The following is a 15,536-nucleotide window of genomic DNA, read 5'->3' on the forward strand; positions in this document are numbered from 1 at the left end:
GTTAACTCGACCGCATCTTCTTGCGGCCGAGCAACCTGAGAGTCGTGTTACGCCCAGCACGAAGAACGGGATACAAAAGCCCGGCGCGGGTCTTTGAACGAAACACCCACGCGTTGAACCGATTGAATGCGCCTTCCGGCGAACTCAGCAGAGACAAAGCGTGAATGCAGTCCTGCCCGTGATACAGCTTGCCTGACATCTTCAGCACCATGCCTTCGTCAAGGTCCAGATCGCGGGCTTTGACTTCGTCGACTTCGGGTCCGCCGTCCCGTGCGTTGATAAGGCGCAAGGGTCCGACGGCGTCACGGATGCGAACAAGCTCTACATAGCGGCTGCAAAACGGACACTCACCGTCATAAAGCAACCAGTTATCCGCTTTGCCCGGCGGTGTGCTGGTTCCGGAATTCGCGTCTAGTGCAGACAATAGGATAAATCTCCTTTAAACACCGGCCGGAAATACAGAGCTTTTTGCATCCATATGGACGGAGCGATATCGAGGTCGGGATCGGCTTCGTTGCTTTCGCCGCGTTTGAACGTCTTCTGCTTACCGTCACGAATATAGGTAATCTCCAGATCCCGATCTTCCAGCCCCGCGACGCTGCGGCGAAGTTCGAAGTAATTCACGTAAACGTCGAAGTCTTGTCCGCCAAAACCATACCGGGCCGGATGTGTCTTCAGCTCTTCGATATTTGCGTTGTTCGACGCAACGATTTCCACGAGGTCGTCCTGAATGTCGAACAACGGAAACCTAGGCATAAACATGTGATTGTTCACCCCGCCCTCGGTCCGCATGTTGCTGTACATGGCGACGTTGGTCTGGGTCTTGAGGCCAACATAGGGTGACAAGGAGTTCAACACGACCAGTACGAAGAAGACCCACAGCAAGCCCGGTTTCGAGGTCCACATAGGGGAAACGCCGGTCCCGGCGAACAAGCCGTGCTTGATATGTTCACGCACGGTCGCACACAGCAGGGCCGTCGCGACGCCGAGCGTCCAGATAAGCCAGGCCCAGCTGGGTTTGATGACCCAGACACTGGCCAGGAACAATCCGCTCACGATCGCAAATCCCAAAGTCGGCGACACCGCTGGAACGAATTTATTGCGCAACCTGTCTGCCCAATCCGTCACCTTGCCGAGCACATCCACAAGGGCCGGCGCAGCGACCAGAACATAAAGGGCGATCATGAAGGACGAAAACGGCCAGTGACCCATCAAGCCAAGCAGGACGTGGAATGGGACGCCGAAGTAGAATGCAAGAAGCCGCGTCTTGCGGATGGCCAGCATCAGCGGAAGAAGAGCTTCGGCGACTATGAAGAACCAGAAGAAAAATTCGACACTCGCTATCGAAAGGAGGGGCGACAGCAACGGGCGCCTGTCATGCGCCTCTTCGATCATTCCCGCGAGACAGCTTATATCGAGGTTGAAGAAGTCGGTGTTCAGCTTTGAAACGATGATGGAGAAGTACATGAATGCGAAAGCGGCGCCACACACCGGGGCGAATTTGTCGAACCAGGCGTCAGCCAAGTCACGATCGAACGGAATTTGCCGACGCTTGAAATGCAAGACCATCCAGATCAGGGCCGCCAGCATGCTTGCCGACATAAACGTGTCGATGAAAATGTGGTTCACGACAAACGGCCACTGCGAAACGAAATAGACGATACTCGCGAAGATCATGGCGCCGAAGAGCCAGACCCGGCCGGGAAACATGAAAACAAGTATCGCGAGCGCGGCGAAAATGTAGCCCAGGATCACGCCTTGCTCGAACCAAACACTATGGAAAAACACCAGTTGAACCAGGCTTTGTGCGGCCCAGGCATGTGAGAAAACGGTTAAGCTTTTCAGTTCGGAATAGGTCATATCTGTGACTTTGCAGAAATAAAGCAAATTGATGTTCACGAAGATTGCAAAGAGTCGCCATCCTCTCAAGGCTTTTTAAGCGCAATCCGGAAAAAACCTACCTAAATAATAAGATTTACCGACGCGTGTCGATCGGCGGATGAAAAATTGGACACATCAGCCCGCAAAAGCCGCCCAGGTTCAGGCTTTGCGCAGGGCATTTCGACTCATTCGATGATCCACAGAGTATCTTCTTCTGCCCGCCCCAGTGTGGTCAGGATCGAGAAAACCAAGCCGCGTAATGCATTGGCAGGCCATTTTATGCCTTCACCCATCAGGTTGTCCCAGTCCACCGGCTCGGTTTCCCCGTCGGCCGAGACCATCACGAGGTCTGACATCCCCGCCCAGCGAAAGCTGGTCCACGCGCGCGGGATATGAAAGCGGTCAGTGACGACGGCAATCTGGCCACTTGCCTCATCCCCAAGTAACTGGAGGGAGAACAAGGCGTTCTGAAGCGTGGAGCCAGAGCGGCCTTCGACGATGATTTTGTCGGGCGGCACGCCCAGATCGACGGCCAGGTCCCTCATGTCCTCGGCCATGCTGGGGTGGTCAGAATAAACCTTGCCGCCGGATAGGACGAGTTTCGGGTCGTCGCCCGCCTGACGCAGCCTGAAGTACAGATCCACCCCGGACCGTGTGCGCATACCGGTTCGCCCCTCCCGGTCGTCTCTCATCGGGCCTGATGACAGGACCACGATGGCGCTGACCGGGCCCTGCACCAAATCTTGCCTGTAAGTTTCCACATACACCCGCATAGCGCCTACCAATAGGACGTAGGCGACGAGCAGGAACAAAAGCAGCTTTCCGAAATGACGCATCGGATTACCCTGTGCAATCTCGAAGCCGGCCGATCCTTGCAGCCATCCGGGTCAATGCTGGCGTTACCATGGTGTCTGCATCCCCAGATTTGCGGCCAGTTCTTCCAGGTGTCGGGCCGTCTCAGGCTCGATCTCTATCCCCTCGCGGGAATTCCGATCCAACGCGTCCCAGCGGGCTTCGCCAGGCAGGCGAACTGAACCGTCCGGGCTGGAGGACGCAATCATCGAAGCCATCGCGTCGAATCGATCGTAATACGCTTCCAACGGCATCCAGTGCTTGATGTCGAAAGCCAGGACGAAATGCCCGTTGTTTCCCGGTTGCGAGGAGTTTGCATATAGTGAGCCGATTTGTTTGGACATCGCAGAGCCGCTCAGGACGCCGGCAAGAATCTCTACGCAAAGCGACAAGCCGAAACCTTTTGCACCGGCAGCCGGCAGCAACGTGCCGTTCAATGCGAGTTCCGGGTCGGTCAACTGATTGCCTGCCTTGTCGATCACGAGCCCTGTGGGCAGGTCCAGGCCTTGCCTGCGGTGCGCGCGCAGGGTCGACCCGGCAAGCCCGGCCGTCGACATATCCACGAGAAGGGCGCGGCCATCGCGTCGGGGCGCTCCGAAGGCGATCGGGTTTGTGCCCAAGACAGGCGCCACGCCGCCATGCGCGGCCACCTTGGCGAAAGAGTTGCTCATGATCAGGGCGATCATGTCGGCCTTGGTCGCTTCGACAAGAAAGGCCGCCCCGGTGCCGAAAAAGTTGCTTCCGGACACGCTGACGCCGCCCATGCCGGCGGTTCCGGCAAGATCGATTGCATGCGCCATCGCGCGCTGCCCGGCTATCTGCCCGAACCCGTCGTCAGCATCCAGCGATCCGGCGCCTGACCCCAATTTCGTGAACCGAATGCGGGACGGTGACCGGATCGCGCCCGACCGCACTTTGGTGCAAAGGATCGACAGCCTCTCGCAGCCATGGTTTCGACGGTCGACGAGATCGTTCCAGATCAGGTTTTCCGCGACACAACCGGCCTCCTTAGCGTCTGCGCCGGATCGCACCAGTGCGTCTCGCATGAACTCCGACAGCATCTCGGGGAGGATTCTGCAGGGGGTGACCGTCATGTCCGGATCACGCCTTTCTTCTGGCTGAACATGATTTCGAGGATCCGGCTCGCAACGGGCACGCCTTCGTCACGGTTGGCGATAAGGTAATGATGATGCAATCCCGGTCCGATGTTCACCTCGTGGAAATAGGCGCCGCTTTCCTGCATCGGGGCCGTGTGATCGCGCACGATGACGTCCAGCCCGGCAAGGCGGACGTTCAGATTTGCGACGAGCTGCCCGCCCGCTTCGATGATTTCCGAATTGACAGCGTCACGAACCGAGCGGTTGTCGCGCGCGGCGTTTTCGTTCACGACATTCTTGACTGCTATACGCTGCCCTGCACTCGGACGGCTGCTTAGCGCGAGTTTCTGTCGCGTCAGGAAGCTGCGGCAGTCCACATCAATGTTCAGAGGGTTCAGCGCGACGATTGGTTTTCGTATCAGCCGATTTCGCGTCTCGTTCCTGATAAGTTGCCGCAAGGTGGCGCGTCCGTCTCCGATGACGGTTGGGCGGTCGCGTAGCACTGCATCCAGATACACGCCATCCAGGTAAAGCAAGCGGAGACTTGACCCTTCGAGGATAGGTTCGGCCAGAAGTTTCGCATTGAAACTGGCCGCGTGTCTGGCCGCCTGGCTTAACATCTCGTTGGAACGGATGCCCACGCTGACGCCGTTGCCGCCGCCGGTTCCACGCGCCGGTTTGACGACGATCCCGCCGGGATGACGCGCGAGGAAGGAACGCGCCTTCGCCAAATCGTCAATGGAGAAGACACAGTGATCCGGTACCGGATGCCCGAGCTTTGAAAGCAGTCCATAGGTCACGGCCTTGTCCGCCATGACCCGTGTCGTAATCGTATCGTCCAGCATAAGGTCCGAATGATGCACGAAGGTACATAGCGAACCGGCCTTGATTTGCGTCAGCCCATCGGTCTTTTCGACCTTGGCACTCACATCCCGGGCGGCCTCGGCCCAAAGACGATCATAAAATTCGTCGCGCAGCCCTCGAAACCGTCGCCGCTTGAGGACCGCGTCCAGATCCCGCAACTTTAGTAGGCGGCGCCTAAGCCTCTCGAAATGGTACTGCACGATCTTTGTAGCCTTGTTCGATTGCTACGGTGGCGTCATTCGTTGAATTGGCAACCCTCGGCGTTCAATTGATCATCAACCCAGGCATTCGAGAACCTGCCGCGCTTGACGTCCGCAACGTATTGACTCATCCGGTCACGGTTTTCCCTCAGCCGTTCGAGCGTGTCCTTGGCGGCCCAACTGGGCACGACGACAACGCCACTGCGGTCAGCGCTCACGATGTCGCCGGCTTGGACGACAACGCCTCCCAGGCTGATGGGGTAGTTTATCTCGCCCGGGCCGCGGTGAAGCGGGCCGAAAGGCGTGACCCCGATAGCATAGATCGGCAAGCCGCATTCCACGATCCCGGGCAGGTCGCGAACGAAACCATCTATGACAAAACCCGCAATCCCGCGGGATTTTGCCTTGTTGGCGATCAGGTCGCCCACAACCGCGGCTGTTTTGCTTTGGCTGGCATCGACGGCGATGACATCTCCGGGCTTGGCAAGATCGAGTGCCTTGTGGACCATCAGGTTGTCGCCGGGAAAGACCTTCACGGTGACGACCGTGCCGACAAGGCTCTTGTGATTGGCCAGGTTCTGAATGTCACTGCCCGTCGTGTACATCCGGTTCAAGGCGTCGGAGACATCCGTCGTCTCGAATTCACGGAAGCCATCTATGACGTCCTCGTCAACACGCGCGAATGATTTCCTGACCATGAAACCGGGACCCGGATTCATCTCGGACGACTTCGGCTTTGCAACGGCACCGTCGCTGGTTTCGAAACAATCTTTTTTCAATTTTCACCAAACTCTCAATAACATATTGTATGTAGTCTACTATCGTGCCGATCCGTGACACAGTCACTACGGTTCAATACTATTGCGAATAAAGCAATCAAAATGACAAAAATAAATTGTTTACGATTTAGCGAGGAGACCTTGATTGACCTTACCCAAAGCTGGTGTGCTTTTACTTGGTGGTGGCGAGAACGGCGTTTCTGTCGCGCGGAACCTATCGGCCCTCGGTATTCACGTTTCCGCGTCCGGCGAGCACGGTGCATGGGTGTTGAATTCGCGTTATTGCGACAAGCGCTATCCGGTGCCCAAGGGTGTTGACGCGTCGAGCTTCTGGAATGACCTCCTGCGATCCGATAGCGAATTGGAAGGATCTGTCATCTTTCCGCTTTGCGACGATTCAATCACGTTTGTCTGCCAGAACAAGGACTGGTTGGAGGAGCGATACATCTTGGAGGATTTCGATCCAGAGCTTCGCTTGGCCATGCTGGACAAGAAGGAAACGCTGGAAATAGCCAGGGCTGCTGGGGTGCCGACACCGAATTTCTGGACCGTCAACAGTGTCGAAGACCTTGATGCAATTCGGGACGAGATCACTTTCCCGGTTATGGTGAAGCCGATCCATTCGCATCTGTTCACCAAAGTGTTCGGGTGCAAATTGTTCATCATCAACAGCGATTTCGAAGAAGCGCGGCACAAGATCACGCTGGCTCAGTCGCACGGACTGAACGTCATGCTGGTCGAGATGATACCGGGTCCCGACTCGTTGCTGAGCAGTTACTACACCTATATCGACCAGCACGGCGAAACGTTGTTCGATTACACGAAATGCGTCATCCGGCGCTATCCGATCAACCGCGGAGGCACCTGCCACCATAAGTCCGTGATACTGCCCGAAACCGCAGAGATGGGGCGGAGATTTTTCGGATACATGCCATGGCGGGGCACCGCCAACATAGAATTCAAAAGGGACGAGCGGGACGGTCAGCTCAAGGTCATCGAATGCAATCCACGTTTCACTGGCGGCCATGCCCTGGTGACGGCATCGGGCATGAAGATTGATGAATTCATCTATGCGCACCTGACCGGCCAGGAAAAGTTTGAGATGTCCCAGTCCAGCGAAGACATCAGGCTGTGGAACCCGTTGCGCGATATGTTTGCCTCGATCGAGCTCTACCGGCGTGGTGAACTCAGCGTGCGGGAGTGGCTTGCGAGCGTCAGGTCCGGCCGGAAGATCTATCCAATGTGGAGTGTGAAGGACCCGCGGCCCGAACTGGCACGCCTGAGATACGTTTCAGGTCGGGTGATGGCCAGAAAGCTCTCGCGTTCGGACGGATGACCGCTCGCAGTCGACAGTATGGGATGCTGCTCTCAACCTGACAATCTGAGCCTGGCTCGAAACGGTCAATACGCTCCGCGCGACGCCATGAAAAGTCGTACGAATTTTCTGGGCCCAAGATTCTTCGTACGAAGAATCTTGGGCGGTCCCGCGCGGGATCACGGGCGATAGCGGCCGCTTTTGGGATCGACCGCCATCCAGTCGGGCAGCCCGACGAAATACTCGATCCCGAAGATCAGCAAACAGATCCCGATGATCGCGAAGACGAACTTGACCCGCCCCGCGCTTGGCGGGTTCTGCGCCCAGCGGGACATGCGAAACAGCCATCTGGGATTCATTGACGGGCCGGTCCCGTTCCGAAACCCATGACTTTTTCGCGCGGCATACCCGGCCCCCCTTGCATTTCGCGGGCCAGTTTACGACACAGTCCCATACCGCCACAACCCTACGGACCGATCTGCCCGCATGCCTTCCCACGCCGAAACCCGGACGCTGCCGTATACCGCGCAGCAGATGTACGATCTTGTCGCCGATGTCGGCTCTTACCCGGAATTCCTGCCCTGGACCGCCGCCGCGCGCGTGAACAGCATCACGCCGCAGGACGACGGCAGCAAGGTGATGGAGGCCGACCTGGTCATCAGCTTTCGCGTCTTCCGCGAACGGTTCAGCAGCCGGGTCGTCCTGTGGCCGGAACAGAAGCGGATCGAGACGGAATACCTCGATGGCCCGTTCCACCACATGCGCTCCAACTGGGAGTTCCGTGATATTGGCGAGGGCCAGTGCGAAGTCGGGTTCGACGTGGATTTCAAGTTCAAGAACAGGTTGTTGCAGGGCGCGGCGGAGCTGTTTTTCTACGAGGCGATGAAACGCATCGTGCGCGCCTTCGAAACACGGGCGGAAAAGCTTTATGGACGGGGTTGAGATCGGCGAACGGCTGGCCGGCTTCGCGCTCGGCGCGGTCACGGCGCAGAATGCCATGGAAATCCTGCGCCTGTCGCTGCTCGACTGGGCCGCCGTGAGCGTGGCCGGGCGGGACGAACCCGTGGCTACGGTCCTGCGCGAACAGGCTGCGGACGAAGGCGGCACCCCCCAGGCCACCCTCATCGGCAGCGAGTTGCGCATACCGGCCCGCATGGCGGCGCTGGTCAACGGGACGATCTCGCACGCGCTCGACTATGACGACACGCATTTTGCCCATATCGGTCACCCGTCCGTCGCCGTGATCCCCGCCGCCCTGGCCGTGGGCGAGGCGGTGGGCGCCTCCGGCCCCGCGATGCAGGAGGCCGCGCTGATCGGCGTCGAGGCGTCGATCCGCGTGGGTGTCTGGCTGGGCCGGGCGCATTACCAGGTGGGCTATCACCAGACCGCCACCGCCGGGGCCTTTGGGGCCACGCTGGCAGCAGGGCGGCTCATGGGGCTGACCGCGGGACAGATGCAGCACGCCATCGGCCTCGTCACCACCCGTGCCTCGGGGATCAAGGCGCAGTTCGGCACCATGGGCAAACCCATGAACGCGGGCCTTGCCGCCTCCAACGGTGTCGAGGCCGCGCAGCTGGCCGCGCGCGGATTTGTCAGCGCGCCGGGCGCGATGGACGGGCAGAACGGTTTCGGACCGACGCATCATGGCGAAGGGCAGGGCGCGGCGTTCGATACGCTGGGCCAAGAGTGGCTTTTTGAGAGCGTGCAGCACAAGTTCCACGCCTGCTGCCATGGCCTGCACGCCACGCTGGAAGCGTTGCGCGACCTCGACGCAGGCGCCGACGCGGTCGAGAGCGTTGAAATCACCACCCATCCCCGCTGGCTGAGCGTCTGCAACATCGCCACGCCCGAAAGCGGGCTTCAGTCGAAATTCAGCTACCGGATGGTCACCGCGATGGCGCTGAGCGGGTACGACACCGCGCGGCTGGACACCTTCGACGACGCGCTGTGCGCCGACGCTGGTCTTGCCGCGCTGCGCGAACGGGTCAGCGTGCAGAGCGACGACAGCCTGACCGAGATGCAGGCCCGTCTGCGCGTGACGCTGAAGGACGGCAGCGTGCACGAACTCTTCCACGACCTCGACGCCGATCCGGGCCTGGCCGCGCGCCAGAACCGCGTACGTGCCAAGGCGGCCACGCTGCTGGGCGAAGGCCGGGCCGACGCGATCTGGCAGGCGATCGAGGCCGACGCCCCGCCGGAGGAATTCGCGGCGCTGCTGGTCCGTTAGATCTCGCTGGTCAGTCCTTGGAGAAAATGACCGCGTCCTTCGGCAGGTCGACCACGCTGCCGTCATACTTGGGCAGGTCGTCGTCGATCGTCAGCCACGGCAGGCGGCTGCGGTAATGCACGTGAAATGCCGGTTGCACAGCGCCCGGATTCTCCAGCGACGCGGCATAGACATGCATGTCGCCCGGGTAGTGATCCGCCTCGAACGCCATGGGCGTGCCGCAGGCGGCGCAGAAATGCCGGTAAGCGCCGAACGAGCTCTCGCGGGTCGCGGGCGCCGTGCCGGTCCAGCGGAACGCCGCCACGGGCACGCCCAGCCACGCCACCACCGGCGCCCCGCAATTGCGGCGGCAGTCGTCGCAATGGCAATAGCAGGCCCAGTTGGGCGCGCCCTCGAATGCCCAGCGCGTTGCACCGCAATGGCAATGGCCGCGTGTCGTCATGTCGTGTCGTCCTTCGCTGACGGCGCCGTACCATCCATGTCCGCAGGGCAGGGCGTCTAGCCGATCCCCTGCAAGAGCAGGTCCAGCGCATGATCGCGCGCCTGTGCCCGTACCTCGGCGCGGCCCAGGGCACCGAACTCCACCGTTTCCACCTGTGTCACCCGGCCCACGCGCGCCAGCCCGAAACAGACCCGTCCCTCGGGCTTGTGCTCGGACCCGCCGGGGCCGGCGATACCGGTGATCGACACCGCCACATCCGCCTCGGAATGATCCAGCGCGCCTTCGGCCATCTCCCGCGCGACCTCTTCGGACACCGCGCCATGCGCCTCCAGCGTGTCGACCCGCACGCCCAGCATCTGCTGCTTGGCGGTGTTGGAATAGGTCACGAACCCCCGCTCGACCACGGCCGAAGAGCCCGCGATATCGGTCAGCGCGGCGGCCACCATGCCGCCGGTGCAGGATTCTGCCGTGGCGACCATCAGCCCGGTCGCCTTGGCGGCGTTCAGCACGGCCTCGGCGCTCACAGCCCCAGCACCCCGTGCGATAGCCACGCGAAGAGCATGACCCCCAGCGCGGCGAAAAGCCCCGCGATCACGTCATCCAGCATCACGCCCAACGGCCCACCCTGCCGGTCTGCCCAGCCCACCGGCCCGGGTTTCCATATGTCGAAGAGGCGGAACAGCAGGAAGGCCGTCACGAAACCCGGCCACAATGCGGTCAGCGCCGCGCCTGCATGGGTGGCCCCGATCGACACGGGCAGGAAGGCCAGCCATTGCCCGGCAACCTCGTCGATCACGATCTCGCTTGGGTCGTGATCGTCTTTTCCCTTTGTTTCCAGTGCAGTCGCCCACCACCCTAAGGCAAATGAGGCGACCACGCCCAAGCCCAACAGCACCGGCCCGCCAAGCACATGCAACAGAGCCGCCACAGGCAGGGCTGCCAGCGAGCCCCAGGTCCCCGGTGCCGGGCGCAGGTAGCCCACGCCGCCGAAAGTCGCGATCAGCTGCGCCGCCCTCATGGCCGCACCAGCGTCGCCACGGCCTGCGCCGCGATGCCTTCGCCGCGACCGGTAAAGCCCAGCCGCTCGGATGTTGTGGCCTTGACCGACACGCGCTCCACCTCCAGTCCCATGATCTCGGACACCCGCGCCTGCATCGCCGCGGCATGCGGCCCGATCTTGGGCGTCTCGCAGATGAGGGTCAAATCCACATTGGTGATGCGAAACCCCTTTTCGGCGGCCAGACCCGCCGCGTGGGACAGAAAGACATGGCTTTCCGCCCCTTTCCACTGCGGATCGCTGGGCGGGAAGTGCCGGCCTATGTCGCCCTCGGCCATCGCGCCATAGATCGCGTCGGCCAGCGTGTGCAGCCCCACATCGGCGTCAGAATGCCCCTGCAGCCCCCTGTCATGCGGGACCGCCACGCCGCACAGCATCACGTGGTCGCCGGGGCCGAAACGGTGCACGTCAAAGCCGGTTCCGGTGCGTATGTCCATGGGGCCTCTCAGGATGGTCTCGGCCCGGGCGAAATCCTCGGGCGTGGTGATCTTCAGGTTGCTTTCGCGCCCGGGCAGGATGCGAACGGGGATGCCCGCGGCGCGGGCCACCGCGACATCGTCGGCGGCGTCCTCGGGCGCGGTGGCGTGGGCGGCAACGATCACGTCGCGGTCAAAGCCCTGCGGTGTCTGCGCCCGGTAGAGCCCGGCGCGGTCCTGCGTGCCGCTCACCAGCCCGTCCAGGCCAAGCCATAGCGCATCGCTGACCGGAAGGGCCGGGGCCGCCGCCGGGCAATCGGGGCCAAGCGCGGCGATGACATCGGCGATCTGGTCCGGGGACACGCAGCACCGCGCCGCGTCGTGGATCAGCACATGGGCCACATCCGTCCCCTCCAGCGCCGCCAGACCATTGCAGACCGAGCCCGCCCGCGTGGCCGCGCCTTCGGTCAACGTGACCCCTGTCTCGCCCGTCAGTTCGGCCATGTCGTCGGGATGCACCACCACCACGATCCGCTCGATCGCCGGCACCGCGCGGAACGCCGCCAGCGTCCAGTCGATCACCCGTTTGCCGGCCACGCGCTGCCATTGCTTGGGCCGTTCGCCCCCGGCGCGGGTGCCACGCCCTGCGGCGACGATGATGGCTGCGGTGCTCATACGCTTTGCTTACGCAAGCAGGCTGGGGCATGCAATGGGGGCGTCATTGCGGGCATCTGCTTAATTTTTAATCACTCGCACTTTTTTGATTTCAAATTGGGCATGCATAAATTGTACTTGGCGCCGCACGGACATAAAAGCTCCACATGCTCATTCGTTAGGCACCCATGCTCAACATCGGCCCCCGAAACCTACATCCCCCGGTCCTTCTTGCCCCGCTCGCGGGCATTACGGACCTGCCATTCCGCACCCTCGTCAGCCGGTTCGGTGCGGGGCTCGTGGTCAGCGAGATGGTCGCCAGCCAGGAAATGGTGCAGTCCAAGCCCGGCGTGCGCGAGAAGGCGGAATTGGGTTTCGAAGCGGCGGACACCTCCGTGCAACTGGCGGGTCGCGAGGCGCATTGGATGGCCGAGGCCGCCCGCCAGGTCGAGGGCAATGGCGCCAAGGTGATCGACATCAACATGGGCTGCCCCGCCAAGAAAGTGACCAGCGCCAGCGGCTCTGGCGCCAGCGGGTCGGCGCTGATGAAGGATCTCGACCACGCGCTGTCGCTGATCGAAGCGGTGGTCGGCGCGGTCTCGGTCCCCGTGACGCTGAAAACCCGGCTGGGCTGGGACGATACCAACCTGAACGCGCCGCAACTGGCGCGACGCGCCGAAGGGGCAGGGGTGCGCATGATCACCATCCACGGGCGCACCCGGTGCCAGTTCTACAAGGGCTATGCCGACTGGGCCGCGATCCGCGCCGTAAAAGATGCGGTCAGCATCCCCGTCATCGCCAATGGCGACATCACCGGCACACCCACAGCCCGCGACGCGCTGATGAAGTCCGGCGCGGACGGCGTGATGATAGGCCGCGGCGCACAGGGCCGCCCGTGGCTGCTGGCACAGGTGGCGCACGAGCTGCACGGCACGCCCGCGCCGCAGATCCCCGAGGGCGGGGACCTGACGCGACTGGTGCAGGATCATTACGACGCCATGCTTTCCTTCTATGGCAGCGATCTGGGCATCCGCGTCGCCCGCAAGCACCTGGGCTGGTACATGGACGGGCGCGACACGCCCCAGGCCTTGCGCAAGCGCATCCTGACCGAACGCGACCCCGCCAATGTCAACCGCCTGCTCGAAGACGCCATGAGCGCCCCCGAAAGGACCGCCGCATGACCGGATTGGACGAAATGGTCTGGACCTCGCTGCCGGTGCCCGGGCTGATCCTCGACGGGCAGGACCGCATCGCGCAGATCAACCCCGCCGCCGAGGGCTTCCTGATGACCTCGGCCCGCTCGATCGTCGGCCAGCCCGTATGGGACAAGCTGGCCGTCGACGCGCCCATCGAAGAGGCGCTGGAACGCGCCCGAGAGAAATCCGCGCCGCTTTTCGTCAATGACGTGGACGTGGGCACCGGCGACCGCGCACCGATGCAGTGCAACCTGCAAATCGCGCCGGTCTCGGGCTGGGACGATCACATGATCCTGCTGATCTCGCCCCGCGAACTGGCGGGCCGCGTGACGCAAAGCCAATCGGTCAAATCCGCCGCCAAGTCCGCCATCGGCATGGCGGAAATGCTGGCGCATGAAATCAAGAACCCGCTCGCCGGCATCACCGGCGCGGCGCAGCTTCTGTCGATGAACCTCGACCAGGACGACCTTGAACTCACCGACCTCATCGTGTCGGAAAGCCGCCGCATCGTCGGCCTGCTGGAACAGGTCGAGCAGTTCGGCAACGTGAGCCTGCCCAAGCTGCGTGCGGTCAACCTGCATGACGTGCTCGATCGCGCCCGCCGCTCGGCGCTGGTGGGTTTTGCCGCGCACATGACCATTGTCGAGGATTACGACCCGTCGCTGCCGCTGGCGCTGGCCGATTCCGACCAGCTCTTGCAAGTGATCCAGAACCTGCTGAAGAACGCGGCCCAGGCCGCGGGTGACAAGGGCGGCACGATCACCCTGCACAGCTATTACGAGCAATCCCTGCGCGTCCGCCGCGACGGCGGGGGGCCGGGCAAGTCGCTGCCTTTGCAGATCGAGGTGATCGACGACGGCCCCGGCCTGCCGCCCGAAATCGCCGGCAACGTGTTCGAGCCGTTTGTCTCGGGCCGCGAGAACGGCACCGGCCTCGGCCTCGCGCTCGCAGCCAAAATTGTCTCGGACCTCGATGGCTGGCTTTCGGTCAACTCGGTGCCGGGACGCACAGTATTCAGGATATCGCTGCCGCGCGCCGGCAAGGACATGGAGGAAAGCTAGATGGATGGCACGGTACTGGTCGCCGATGACGACCGCACGATCCGCACGGTTCTGACGCAGGCCCTGACGCGGGCGGGGTGCCGGGTGCACGCCACCTCGTCGCTGACCACGCTGATGCGTTGGGTGGGCGAGGGCAAGGGCGACGCGGTGATCACCGACGTCATGATGCCCGACGGCAATGGGCTGGAAATGCTGCCCAAGATCAACCAGGACCGCCCCGGCATGCCGGTGATCGTGATCTCGGCCCAGAACACCATCATGACCGCCATCCAGGCCGAAGAGGCCGCGGCCTTCGACTATCTGCCCAAGCCGTTCGACCTGCCCGACCTGATGAAGCGCACCGCCCGCGCGCTCGACGCCCGGACCACTCGCACCCCGGCCGAGGCGAAGTCCGAGGACCGCCCGGACGAGTTGCCGCTGGTCGGGCGCACCGCGGCGATGCAGGGGCTTTACCGCGTCGTCGCGCGGCTGATGAATACCGACCTGCCGGTGCTGATCACCGGCGAATCCGGCACCGGCAAGACGCTCATCGCCCGCGCGATCCACGATTTTTCCGACCGGCGCACGCTGCCCTTCGTCACCGTCACACCCAGCGACCTGGCCGATCTGGAAGGGCCCGCGCGGGTCATGGCCCGCGCCAAGGGCGGCACCATCGTGCTGGACGGGGTGGGGGACCTCAGCACCGATGCGCAGGCCCGCGTCGTGCGGATGATGGACGCGCCCGGCGATCACGTGCCGCGCTTCATGGCCACGTCCCTTGGGCGTCTGGCCGACCGACTGGAAGAGGGCAAGCTGCGCGAGGATCTCTATTACCGCCTGTCTGGGGCCGTGGTCGAGGTGCCGTCCCTGCGCGCCCGCGTCGACGACATCCCGCTTCTGGCCCAGCACTTCCTGCTGAAGGCCGAGCGCGAGGGCCAACCGCCCCGCACGTTGTCCGAGGATGCGATGGAGCTGATGCGCGCCTACAGCTGGCCGGGCAACGTGAGGCAGCTTGAAAACGCGGTGCAGCGTCTTGGCCTGACCGCGCGGTCGGCCGAGATCACCCGCTCCGAGGTCGAGGCGGTGCTGGGCAACCAGCCCGAGGCCGCGCCCGTGGTCGGTGGCGGCGGCGGTGAGACCCTCTCGACCTCGATCTCGCGCCACCTGCGCCGCTACTTCGACCTGCACGGCAACACCCTGCCGCCACCGGGCCTCTACGGGCGAATCCTCAAGGAAATGGAGATGCCCCTGATCGAGATCGCGCTCGATGCGACGGGCGGGAACCAGGCCAAATGTGCCGACCTTCTGGGCATTAACCGCAATACATTCCGCAAGAAAATCACCGACCTTGATATTCGCGTGACACGGCGCCGCAAGTTGATGTAAAACTGCAACATCACTGTGGCCCTTCGGAAGCTCTGCCAGGTTCCAAGCCACATCTGGAGGTCTGGCGCATCCCGCGCCACAACCTGATGGGGGGATTGCGTGGCTGTAAAAGCACGCAGACTGACGTGGG

General features: G+C 62.5%; 17 protein-coding genes. 6 read left to right on the forward strand and 11 right to left on the reverse strand.

The window, feature by feature from the left end; translation table 11 throughout:
- Position 1 precedes the first annotated feature (1 nt).
- The 6 genes from C2I35_RS01065 to C2I35_RS01090 form a co-directional block, all read right to left on the reverse strand.
- Positions 2 to 424, reverse strand: a complete 423-nt coding sequence (locus C2I35_RS01065; RefSeq protein ID WP_245890355.1) for a DCC1-like thiol-disulfide oxidoreductase family protein — start codon at positions 422 to 424, stop codon at positions 2 to 4.
- Positions 412 to 1,860 (reverse strand): hypothetical protein, encoded by a 1,449-nt coding sequence (locus tag C2I35_RS01070; RefSeq protein WP_146049938.1) that lies wholly within the window; start codon positions 1,858 to 1,860, stop codon positions 412 to 414. Before C2I35_RS01070 ends, C2I35_RS01065 begins: the two co-directional genes overlap by 13 nt.
- A 206-nt stretch (positions 1,861 to 2,066) precedes the next feature.
- The gene (locus C2I35_RS01075; RefSeq protein WP_103761185.1) at positions 2,067 to 2,717 is read right to left on the reverse strand and encodes a YdcF family protein; all 651 of its coding nucleotides are present in this window, start codon (positions 2,715 to 2,717) and stop codon (positions 2,067 to 2,069) included.
- A gap of 63 nt (positions 2,718 to 2,780) precedes the next feature.
- Positions 2,781 to 3,827 (reverse strand): Ldh family oxidoreductase, encoded by a 1,047-nt coding sequence (locus C2I35_RS01080; RefSeq protein WP_103761186.1) that lies wholly within the window; start codon positions 3,825 to 3,827, stop codon positions 2,781 to 2,783.
- Complete coding sequence (locus tag C2I35_RS01085) at positions 3,824 to 4,894, reverse strand: hypothetical protein (RefSeq protein WP_146049939.1); 1,071 nt, start codon at positions 4,892 to 4,894, stop codon at positions 3,824 to 3,826. The genes C2I35_RS01080 and C2I35_RS01085 overlap by 4 nt, the downstream gene beginning before the upstream one ends.
- A 35-nt stretch (positions 4,895 to 4,929) precedes the next feature.
- Positions 4,930 to 5,592, reverse strand: coding sequence for an RraA family protein (locus C2I35_RS01090; protein ID WP_170067088.1), 663 nt, complete (start codon positions 5,590 to 5,592; stop codon positions 4,930 to 4,932).
- Between the two features lie 226 nt (positions 5,593 to 5,818).
- Between C2I35_RS01090 and C2I35_RS01095 the strand changes: the two genes are divergently transcribed.
- Positions 5,819 to 7,009: a carboxylate--amine ligase gene (locus tag C2I35_RS01095; protein ID WP_146049941.1), complete on the forward strand. Its 1,191-nt coding sequence runs from the start codon at positions 5,819 to 5,821 to the stop codon at positions 7,007 to 7,009.
- Between the two features lie 158 nt (positions 7,010 to 7,167).
- Here the strand turns inward: C2I35_RS01095 and C2I35_RS01100 are convergent, their stop codons facing one another.
- The gene (locus C2I35_RS01100) at positions 7,168 to 7,347 is read right to left on the reverse strand and encodes a hypothetical protein (protein ID WP_103761190.1); all 180 of its coding nucleotides are present in this window, start codon (positions 7,345 to 7,347) and stop codon (positions 7,168 to 7,170) included.
- Between the two features lie 127 nt (positions 7,348 to 7,474).
- Between C2I35_RS01100 and C2I35_RS01105 the strand changes: the two genes are divergently transcribed.
- The gene (locus C2I35_RS01105; RefSeq protein WP_103761191.1) at positions 7,475 to 7,930 is read left to right on the forward strand and encodes a type II toxin-antitoxin system RatA family toxin; all 456 of its coding nucleotides are present in this window, start codon (positions 7,475 to 7,477) and stop codon (positions 7,928 to 7,930) included.
- A complete protein-coding gene (locus C2I35_RS01110; protein ID WP_103761192.1) occupies positions 7,917 to 9,215 on the forward strand; it encodes an MmgE/PrpD family protein in 1,299 nt (432 codons plus the stop codon). Before C2I35_RS01105 ends, C2I35_RS01110 begins: the two co-directional genes overlap by 14 nt.
- 10 nt (positions 9,216 to 9,225) lie before the next feature.
- On the opposite strand, the gene C2I35_RS01115 is transcribed toward C2I35_RS01110, so the two are convergent.
- The 4 genes from C2I35_RS01115 to C2I35_RS01130 are packed head-to-tail and all read right to left on the reverse strand — an operon-like array spanning position 9,226 to position 11,805.
- Positions 9,226 to 9,657: a GFA family protein gene (locus tag C2I35_RS01115; RefSeq protein WP_103761193.1), complete on the reverse strand. Its 432-nt coding sequence runs from the start codon at positions 9,655 to 9,657 to the stop codon at positions 9,226 to 9,228.
- A 56-nt stretch (positions 9,658 to 9,713) separates the two neighbouring features.
- A complete protein-coding gene (locus C2I35_RS01120) occupies positions 9,714 to 10,181 on the reverse strand; it encodes a CinA family protein (RefSeq protein ID WP_103761194.1) in 468 nt (155 codons plus the stop codon).
- Complete coding sequence (locus C2I35_RS01125) at positions 10,178 to 10,675, reverse strand: phosphatidylglycerophosphatase A family protein (RefSeq protein WP_103761195.1); 498 nt, start codon at positions 10,673 to 10,675, stop codon at positions 10,178 to 10,180. The genes C2I35_RS01120 and C2I35_RS01125 overlap by 4 nt, the downstream gene beginning before the upstream one ends.
- Positions 10,672 to 11,805, reverse strand: a complete 1,134-nt coding sequence (locus tag C2I35_RS01130) for a bifunctional 2-C-methyl-D-erythritol 4-phosphate cytidylyltransferase/2-C-methyl-D-erythritol 2,4-cyclodiphosphate synthase (RefSeq protein WP_103761196.1) — start codon at positions 11,803 to 11,805, stop codon at positions 10,672 to 10,674. Before C2I35_RS01130 ends, C2I35_RS01125 begins: the two co-directional genes overlap by 4 nt.
- 167 nt (positions 11,806 to 11,972) lie before the next feature.
- Between C2I35_RS01130 and dusB the strand changes: the two genes are divergently transcribed.
- Genes dusB through C2I35_RS01145 form a run of 3 tightly spaced genes read left to right on the forward strand, consistent with a single transcriptional unit; the run spans position 11,973 to position 15,406 of the window.
- A complete protein-coding gene (dusB, locus tag C2I35_RS01135) occupies positions 11,973 to 12,965 on the forward strand; it encodes a tRNA dihydrouridine synthase DusB (RefSeq protein WP_103761197.1) in 993 nt (330 codons plus the stop codon).
- The gene (locus C2I35_RS01140) at positions 12,962 to 14,041 is read left to right on the forward strand and encodes a two-component system sensor histidine kinase NtrB (RefSeq protein WP_103761198.1); all 1,080 of its coding nucleotides are present in this window, start codon (positions 12,962 to 12,964) and stop codon (positions 14,039 to 14,041) included. The genes dusB and C2I35_RS01140 overlap by 4 nt, the downstream gene beginning before the upstream one ends.
- A complete protein-coding gene (locus tag C2I35_RS01145; RefSeq protein ID WP_103761199.1) occupies positions 14,042 to 15,406 on the forward strand; it encodes a response regulator in 1,365 nt (454 codons plus the stop codon).
- Positions 15,407 to 15,536 lie beyond the last annotated feature (130 nt).

It is taken from the genome of Roseovarius confluentis (genome assembly GCF_002917925.1).
GTDB classification, from domain to species: domain Bacteria; phylum Pseudomonadota; class Alphaproteobacteria; order Rhodobacterales; family Rhodobacteraceae; genus Roseovarius; species Roseovarius confluentis.

Excerpts from the sequence above, each read along its gene's own strand:
- C2I35_RS01070 (WP_146049938.1), bottom strand. The coding sequence starts at position 1,860 with ATGACCTATTCCGAACTGAAAAGCTTAACCGTTTTCTCACATGCCTGG.
- C2I35_RS01115 (WP_103761193.1), bottom strand. The coding sequence starts at position 9,657 with ATGACGACACGCGGCCATTGCCATTGCGGTGCAACGCGCTGGGCATTC.
- dusB (WP_103761197.1), top strand. The coding sequence starts at position 11,973 with ATGCTCAACATCGGCCCCCGAAACCTACATCCCCCGGTCCTTCTTGCC.
- C2I35_RS01100 (WP_103761190.1), bottom strand. The coding sequence starts at position 7,347 with ATGAATCCCAGATGGCTGTTTCGCATGTCCCGCTGGGCGCAGAACCCG.
- C2I35_RS01140 (WP_103761198.1), top strand. The coding sequence starts at position 12,962 with ATGACCGGATTGGACGAAATGGTCTGGACCTCGCTGCCGGTGCCCGGG.
- C2I35_RS01090 (WP_170067088.1), bottom strand. The coding sequence starts at position 5,592 with ATGGTCAGGAAATCATTCGCGCGTGTTGACGAGGACGTCATAGATGGC.
- C2I35_RS01075 (WP_103761185.1), bottom strand. The coding sequence starts at position 2,717 with ATGCGTCATTTCGGAAAGCTGCTTTTGTTCCTGCTCGTCGCCTACGTC.
- C2I35_RS01080 (WP_103761186.1), bottom strand. The coding sequence starts at position 3,827 with ATGACGGTCACCCCCTGCAGAATCCTCCCCGAGATGCTGTCGGAGTTC.
- C2I35_RS01125 (WP_103761195.1), bottom strand. The coding sequence starts at position 10,675 with ATGAGGGCGGCGCAGCTGATCGCGACTTTCGGCGGCGTGGGCTACCTG.
- C2I35_RS01130 (WP_103761196.1), bottom strand. The coding sequence starts at position 11,805 with ATGAGCACCGCAGCCATCATCGTCGCCGCAGGGCGTGGCACCCGCGCC.
- C2I35_RS01110 (WP_103761192.1), top strand. The coding sequence starts at position 7,917 with ATGGACGGGGTTGAGATCGGCGAACGGCTGGCCGGCTTCGCGCTCGGC.
- C2I35_RS01105 (WP_103761191.1), top strand. The coding sequence starts at position 7,475 with ATGCCTTCCCACGCCGAAACCCGGACGCTGCCGTATACCGCGCAGCAG.
- C2I35_RS01145 (WP_103761199.1), top strand. The coding sequence starts at position 14,042 with ATGGATGGCACGGTACTGGTCGCCGATGACGACCGCACGATCCGCACG.